We start from the raw sequence: 7,905 nt of genomic DNA on the forward strand, positions 1-7,905 counted from the left end.
ATATTTTTATTATTATCTATATCCTAATTTCCCCAGTAAGAAGCCTCTGCATAAGCCCTTTCTTCTGCTCTTTACGAAGCTCTAATAATTTTTTAATATTGTCAATGTCTTCGTCTATTGTAGAAAGGAAAGAAGCAATTTTATTTTGTTCTTCAATAGATTTAGGAATTTTTAATGTATATTCTTTTATATATGATAACTGTATGTTTGGTAATCCAGAACCTAACCTTAATTTCATTATTTTACTTTCATTATATTTCAAACATTGATATAAAAATAAACTGTCTATATTAACATCATGTAATGTATAACAATGCCCGCTAGCCCAGAATTTAGTTTTTATAAAATTAACATATCCGCAAGAATTTCCGCCTTCGCTTATAGTTATTGTATTTGCTTCTCTATTATATAAATTATAATATCCTGAAAAATCCATTCCGCCGCTTAATACAGGATATTTTCCATTTTCAATTAAATCTAATTTATTTTTTTGTTCTCCTTTTTTTATATTACAAAGTTTTTCCAGCGGTTTAAAAATCCACTCATCAGTAAAACCCTCAAACCGCTCTTCGCCTGTAAGCACTCTTTGCATCACACCTTTCTTATAAAGTTCTTTTTTATATATAAGTTTATTAAGGTTTTCTATTGCTTCGTCGCATAAGGAGAGTACTGAGGCTATGCGTTTTTGTTCGTCTAGGGGCGGAAAATAGAAATACAAATCTTCTAGTTTTACTATAGTTAATGCTTTTTGAGATGATCCCATAGAAATTTCCATTATTTTATTTTGGTTATATTCAAATAAGTATATCAAAAATTTAGGACACTCTTTTATATTTTTTAGCCATATTAAATTACCATCTTTGAAATAAAAAGGCTTGTCATCATCTATCATATAAGCGTTACCTATTGTTCCAACTGCTGTAATTAATATATCATTTTTTTGTGGTACTCCATATTTATTTTTTAGTTCCATATATTTTTCTTCACTTATATATATGACTTCTTTTATTTCTTCTTTATTTTTTAATAAACTTATTTCTTTACCTCTATAAAATGGTATACCACTTTTTACATATTCTTTTTCATAAATTCTTTTACTTGAAGTTACTTCTGATATATCTATAATCTTTTTTTCTTGCCAGCCGGTTGGGTAAGTCATTGTTGGCTCCTTTTATATTATTATTGCAGTTCTTTTGGTTCTTTTATACCAATAAAAGAACTTGGGTGTGGGGCAAAGCCCCGCAAAACTATTATTCCTAAAAAGGATAATTTAAATTCTTTAAATATTATTATGAGTGGGTGCGTCATTGTTAGGACTCGTTTTATTATCTAATTTATTTATACTAATAAATTCTATCATTATATTATAGATAAAATTATTTAAATTAGTAGCTAAATGGTGTATATCTGCTTGTTTTACCCTGTATGAACGTAATGCACTTAAATCACATTCTAAATTATATAAATTGTTTTGTAATGATGTTAAATATAAATTTTTCCAATGATTGAAATAATCTATGGCTATTTTTTTATTTAATAATAAAAAAATACAAATTTCTTTTATTATATTTTTATTTTCATTAACCATTTTTCTATCTTTATCGAATATTTTCTTATTGTATACACTATATGGATCTTCAGATATTAGGTCATAAGAAAAATTTATGATTATTAAAAAATTTATACTATAAGAGTTTATAGCATTATTTCTTGATTCTTCATCAGTAAATTGACCTGAAAAGTATATTCTTTTTAATGTAGTTAAAATAAGATAACTAATTAAATGAAATTTCAAAATTAAATCTTCAAATGTTAATATTTGATCCATGATTTCTTTAATTACTTCAATTTCTTTATTTAAATTTATAAATTCTATTGAATTTTCTAATGCCTTACGATGTTTTAGTAAAATATATGGTTTTATATCTTCTGAGTTTGATATTGGGTTTAGCTCTTTTTCAATATCATTGATATTAATATCATTAGATAAATAATATAGTTTTTTTAATCCAGACATATTATTAATATTTAGCTTTTCAGATTTTCCATTAAAAGAAGAACGTTTTATTTCTGCTTTTATTCTTATTGATAGTTGATCGTATACATATTCAAAATAATCATCATTAGCATTTGGATCTATGATTATTTCGGATATTAATAAATTCCATATATCTATTTTAAATGGTAATTTTACAAATCTATAATATTTACCATTATTAAAAGTAGATACAATTTTAGGATATATAACTTTTTTATTATTTTCATTTTTTATTAATAAATAATTATTTTTATTTAAATCCACAACCCACCTGCTTTCATTTTCATATTCATATCCTTTTCTTTTATGGAATAAATATTCTAATTTATTGTTATTTTCATTTTTTACAAATTCTTCATAATCATATTCCATATCACGCCAATAACTATCAAATGGAAAAGGTTTAAATATACCATCATTTGATTCTTCTGGCATAATAGGTTCTCTATATTTTTCTGCATCGAATTTAATCATTATCCCTAAATGATCTTTAGAATATTGTCCCCACATCATAGGGCTTTCATAGGTTTTACTCCAACATTGTACAAAGTAAGAATCTAGTTCTTTATATTCTTTTACATCTTCAAATACTGTAGGATGAGAAAATGTTATAACTTCATTATCCAAATCATCAATTAAATGTTCTAATTTTGTTATACGATATAAATTATTTTGTGGTAAATTATTTTTTTCCATAAATGAAATCTCCTCTCATAAACTTCAGTCTTTCACCTGACAAAGGCACGCTGTGTACTCGCAAATAAATATATTATTATAATTTTATACCCTTCAAAAAATCTTCCAACTTACTGCTGTACTTTTCGCGTTCTTTTTCTAATATATTTATTTCTTCGCTTATGCTTTTCAAATCAACATACTCCTCATCTTCAAATGAATCTATATATCTAGGTATATTGAGATTATACTCATTTTCTTTTATCTCTTTTAAGCTAGCCTGTTTACAGTATTTTTCTATGTCTTTTCTCTCTTTATAGGCTTTGACTATTTTTTCTATATCCTCATCGCGTAAACGGTTTTGATTTTTTCCTTTCTCATATTCTACACTTGCATCTATAAATAAAATATCTTTCTCCTTTCTGTTCTTTTTTAGTATGAGTATGCATGCTGGTATCGATGTGCCGTAAAATAAATTGTTGGGAAGCCCTATAACCGCATCAAGCAGATTTTCATTTATTATCCTTTCGCGTATTATCCCCTCGCTTGCTCCTCTAAATAATACTCCATGAGGCATTACAACTGCAGTTATGCCGTTGTCTGACATACTGCTTATCATATGAAGCACAAAAGCATAATCGCCCTTGCTTTTAGGTGGTATGCCGTACTCAAATCTATTGTATTTATCTTTAATTGCTGTTTCTTCTCCCCATTTATCCAAGCTGAAAGGAGGATTAGCCACTACTATATCAAACTTTTCTAAATTACCGTTTTTATCCAAAAATTTAGGCTCTTTAATTGTATCCGACCATTCAATCATAGCCTTATCTTTTATCTCATGCAAATACATATTCATTCGGCATAGAGAATATGTCTGACTGTTTTTCTCCTGTCCGTAAATTGTGCAGTTATTTCCGTCAAGCTCTTTATATACTTTTACAAGCAGAGAACCGCTTCCGCAAGTAGGATCATATACTTTAACACCGCCTTTTATATTCAAAGTTACTATTTTAGCCATAAGCATAGATACTTCAGGAGGAGTAAAGAACTCTCCGCCTTTCTTCCCCGCATCGCCTGCAAAGTTTTTTATTAAATACTCATAAGCATCGCCCATAACATCATTATTTTCTAATGCACTAGGACTTAAATCTAATGCAGGATCATTGAAGTCTTCAAGCAGATTTTTTAATATAGAGTTTCTAGTCTTTGTATTGCCGAATTTATTTGAATCATTAAAATCTATATTATTAAAAATGCCTTCAAATTTACTATGATTTTGTTTTTCTATTTCTCTTAATGCAGTATTGATTCTCTCTCCGATATTGTTCTCTTCTCTTATGGAATAGAGATAATCAAAGCCGGCAGTTTCGCTTATTTTATAATCAAGCCTTTCTAAACTTCTTGATAAAATGCCTTCATTATCTTTATATTTATTTTTTAATTCAGCAGTTTTTTCTTTAACAAAATCTGATAAATATTTCACAAATAGCATACTCAATATATAATCTTTATAAACAGATGAGTCTATTGAACCCCTAAAAGTATCGCATGCCTTCCAAACTATATTTTCAACTACTTCTTTTGTTGTTTTCATTTAATTTCTCCTTTTTTTAAATATTAGTATTATTAAATTTTTTTAATATTTTATTCTTTTTAATATTTTATTCATAGCCTCTTTATAAAATATCTGCTTTAATTCAAATAGCCTTTCCTGAATAAAAATATCTCTTTCAAATAATGAATTTATTTCAATGATTTCCTTTTGTTTTTCTATGTCGGGCAGTTCTATTTCTATATTTGCAATATCAAAAGCTCCTATAGATATTATACCTGTTCCCCTTGATTTCTTTTTTAAATATTTTTGAACTTTTTTATCATTTAAATAAATGGCAATAAAATGAGGCAGGCATATATTATGAAATTCGCTTTTTATTCTAATATATGCTGTCAATGAACTTATTATACAATTATCAATATTTTCTTCTATTATTAAACTATTAAATGGTTCTCTTAATCTTATAATGATGTCATTTGCCTGTATCATATCAATATTTTTTTGTTTGATTTGTATTATATCAATATTTTTTTCATTTTGTATATATTTGACTGATTTATTATCGAATGCTTTTAAGTTTATGAGATTAATCTTATATCCTTTTTCATATCTCTTTGCTAATGCTCTTGATACTGAAGCACCTACTCTGATATTTGCTATATCTTTTAATATAATTTTATGCATATATTTCTCCTATACTTTTATATTATAAGATATAAAATAAATCTTTTAAATATTTTTTTTACTCTATTATACGCTCTAATATAAAATATGCTGTTAAAAATATATAATTATTATTTTTTATTATACAAATAATACATATCTTTGCTCTATATAGAAATATGCTCTTATTTTTTATATTGATATGCTTTACTTTATAATTATAAAATATAAAAATTTGATATGTATGATAAAATAATAACAAGCGGATACAAAAAGTTATATCCGCTATTAAGGTAAATTATGAAGAAAAAATTTATAAAATTAGATACAAATCAATTTTTGATTATACTAATAATATATAAATTTTTTTTAAAAAGTGTGAAAAAAATATAATTTTTTTATGTTTTTATTATAATATAATATAAAATAAATTTGATAATTTGTTTATATTACAAAATTGGAGTTTTCAATGAAAAAAGTACATAGTTTATCTTTTAAAATACCTGCTGTGATATCATTAATTTCTTTTGTAATTATAATTATGATATTGATAATTTCTGTTACCATAGCAAGTAAAGGATTGAGCAGAAGCAGATTTCAGGGATTTCAAAATACAGTAAAAACCTATTCTAAGTTATTTGATGCTATTTTAATAGATCAGGTATCATTAGCCAAAACCTATTCAGTTGCTCCAGCCATTATGAATTCTCTTTTAAATAGAAATGAACAGACGGAAGCTGAGGCTTTGAATGCTTTAGCTTTATTTAACGGAGCCAATGAATATTCTATAAATATAGCTGTAATAGATATAAATGGAAATATTATAGCTGATGCTTTGGGAAATTCTGTAAATAATAATATTGCTGATACCAGACCTAATTTTTGGAATAGATTAAAATCTAATAACTTTGATCATGTTTATGATGAAGAGATTATTAATTCTAAAGATACAGGAAATAAATCATTAGCTTTAGGCGTAGCTGTAAAGAGTTTAAGAGGCGATTTACTAGGAAATATACTTGTTATAATAGATTGGAAGCTTATACATGATAATTATTTTACGGATATTGATCTTGGAAAAACAGGGCGTCTTATAACAATAGATTCTAATTTAATAGATATAATGGATAATCTTTATGAGCAAATAGGCTCAGATATAGTTAAAGAATATAAAACAGTATTTGATAATAATTTAGAAGAAGGTATTTTATCTTATGTTTATATGGATAAGAAAAGAACAGGATCTTTCAGTAAAATGAAGACTATGAATTGGGTAGTTGCGATGACTATGTTTGACAGCGAGATATATTCTACAAATAAAGAATTGATTTTAATAAGTTCATTAGTAGGATTAATAGCAATTATATTATTATCTTTATTTGTTTATTTATTTATAAGAAGATTAATGACGCATATAAACAGCATTATAGAAGAAGCTAAAGAAATAGAATTAGGAAATTTAACTTATGTTTCAAATGAACATAGCAGAAAAGATGAGCTTGGTATATTATTTGAATCTTTCAGCGGAATGCGTAAAAAACTTACAGAAATAATATCTCAAGTTAATGATTCTTCTATAAAGATAACTTCAGCAGCACAGGAGCTTGCAAACGGTAATTATGACTTATCAAGAAGAACAGAGGCACAGGCTTCAAGTCTTGAAGAAACTGCAAGTTCTATGGAGGAAATGGCTTCCACAATAAGATCTTCTACTTCGCATTCTATAGAGGGCAATAATATGATGAAGGAATCTATGAGTTCAATTAAAGATGCAGGAGCTATAATTTTGGAAACTACTAAAAGTATAGAAGAGGTTAATGAGGATAGCGAAAAAATAAAAAATATAACAAAGGTTATAGAGGATATTGCTTTTCAAACTAATATATTAGCCCTTAATGCTGCAGTAGAAGCTGCACGTGCAGGAGAGCAGGGTAAGGGATTTGCCGTAGTAGCAAGCGAGGTTAGAAATTTAGCACAGAACTCTCAGTCTTCAGCTAAAGATATCACTAATTTAATAAATGTTATATATGAAAAAATAAGCAAATCCGCAGAAAAAGCAAAAGAGTCTGAAAAAATATTTGAAGATTTAGAGAGAAAAATAGAGGAAACTTCTAATATAATGCGTAATATTAGTGAAACAGCTATAGAACAGCAGACAGGAGTTGATCAGGTAAATACAGCAGTTTCTCAAATGGACAATGTAGTGCAGCAGAATGCGGGATTGGTAGAACAATCTGCTTCTGCAGCCGCTTCTCTTCTAAATGAGGCTAAAGAATTAGAGGAGGCTATGCGTTTCTTCAAGCTCGATAAATAATTAAAATAGGAGTTATTTATTAAATAATGATTAACAGAATGAATGATTACTTTGTGTATTATCTTTTTGGCTCTATTGGTAATGAAGATATACTAGAGAATATAGTTAATTGTGTGCTTAAAGATTCAGGATTTGAAGAGGTGCATAATTTAGAATTAATCAGATTATTAGTATTAATTTGCTTAATTTCAATTTGAATTTTGGGGATAGAGGCAAAGCACATAGATGTTTTAAGTTAGTAGACATAGAAGATATTAATGTATCATTAGATATGATTCAAATGCATATACTAGAAATTCCAAGATTTATTAATATATTAAATAACTCAAGCATAAATGATAAATAAAAATTTTTTAAAGCGATAAACGAGCAGCTAATAAACAGCAAATCTGGTTATTAGCTAATTTAATGCGAGTTTATAGCTAGCAATAAAGAAATAAAAAACTTGTGAGTGCTTGACATTTGCAGAATGGCAGAGTATCAAAACTCATAATTTTTATTGGTAACAATAATAAATAATTAAAAAAAAGCGAGCCGAAGCCATATGCTGACACTGTCAGCATATATTTATGGGCGAAGGCGAGCATAACAATAATAAAATTTTTTCTTTACTTTTTATTTTTTCACTGTAAAATATACTTATGATTAAGAAATACTTTA

The 7,905-nt window shown here is 26.7% G+C and carries 5 protein-coding genes and 1 pseudogene; 2 read left to right on the top strand and 4 right to left on the bottom strand.

The window, feature by feature from the left end; genetic code table 11:
- Positions 1 to 16 precede the first annotated feature (16 nt).
- The 4 genes from QZ288_RS11385 to QZ288_RS11400 form a co-directional block, all read right to left on the bottom strand.
- Complete coding sequence (locus QZ288_RS11385; protein WP_295158961.1) at positions 17 to 1,159, bottom strand: restriction endonuclease subunit S; 1,143 nt, start codon at positions 1,157 to 1,159, stop codon at positions 17 to 19.
- 120 nt (positions 1,160 to 1,279) lie between these two features.
- Positions 1,280 to 2,734, bottom strand: coding sequence for a DUF2971 domain-containing protein (locus QZ288_RS11390; protein WP_295158963.1), 1,455 nt, complete (start codon positions 2,732 to 2,734; stop codon positions 1,280 to 1,282).
- 76 nt (positions 2,735 to 2,810) lie between these two features.
- Positions 2,811 to 4,307 carry a type I restriction-modification system subunit M gene (locus tag QZ288_RS11395; RefSeq protein WP_295158965.1) on the bottom strand — a complete coding sequence of 499 codons (1,497 nt, stop codon included), beginning with the start codon at positions 4,305 to 4,307 and terminating at the stop codon, positions 2,811 to 2,813.
- A gap of 42 nt (positions 4,308 to 4,349) precedes the next feature.
- Complete coding sequence (locus tag QZ288_RS11400) at positions 4,350 to 4,952, bottom strand: restriction endonuclease subunit S (protein WP_295158967.1); 603 nt, start codon at positions 4,950 to 4,952, stop codon at positions 4,350 to 4,352.
- 448 nt (positions 4,953 to 5,400) lie between these two features.
- Between QZ288_RS11400 and QZ288_RS11405 the strand changes: the two genes are divergently transcribed.
- Positions 5,401 to 7,245 (top strand): methyl-accepting chemotaxis protein, encoded by a 1,845-nt coding sequence (locus tag QZ288_RS11405; RefSeq protein WP_295158969.1) that lies wholly within the window; start codon positions 5,401 to 5,403, stop codon positions 7,243 to 7,245.
- Positions 7,246 to 7,271: 26 nt separating this feature from the next.
- Positions 7,272 to 7,585, top strand: a pseudogene (locus QZ288_RS11410) (hypothetical protein); the annotation flags it as partial.
- Positions 7,586 to 7,905 lie beyond the last annotated feature (320 nt).

The sequence above is a fragment of the uncultured Brachyspira sp. genome (assembly GCF_910578695.1).
In the GTDB taxonomy this organism is placed as follows: domain Bacteria; phylum Spirochaetota; class Brachyspiria; order Brachyspirales; family Brachyspiraceae; genus Brachyspira.

Excerpts from the sequence above, each read along its gene's own strand:
- QZ288_RS11385 (WP_295158961.1), bottom strand. The coding sequence starts at position 1,159 with ATGACTTACCCAACCGGCTGGCAAGAAAAAAAGATTATAGATATATCA.
- QZ288_RS11390 (WP_295158963.1), bottom strand. The coding sequence starts at position 2,734 with ATGGAAAAAAATAATTTACCACAAAATAATTTATATCGTATAACAAAA.
- QZ288_RS11395 (WP_295158965.1), bottom strand. The coding sequence starts at position 4,307 with ATGAAAACAACAAAAGAAGTAGTTGAAAATATAGTTTGGAAGGCATGC.
- QZ288_RS11400 (WP_295158967.1), bottom strand. The coding sequence starts at position 4,952 with ATGCATAAAATTATATTAAAAGATATAGCAAATATCAGAGTAGGTGCT.
- QZ288_RS11405 (WP_295158969.1), top strand. The coding sequence starts at position 5,401 with ATGAAAAAAGTACATAGTTTATCTTTTAAAATACCTGCTGTGATATCA.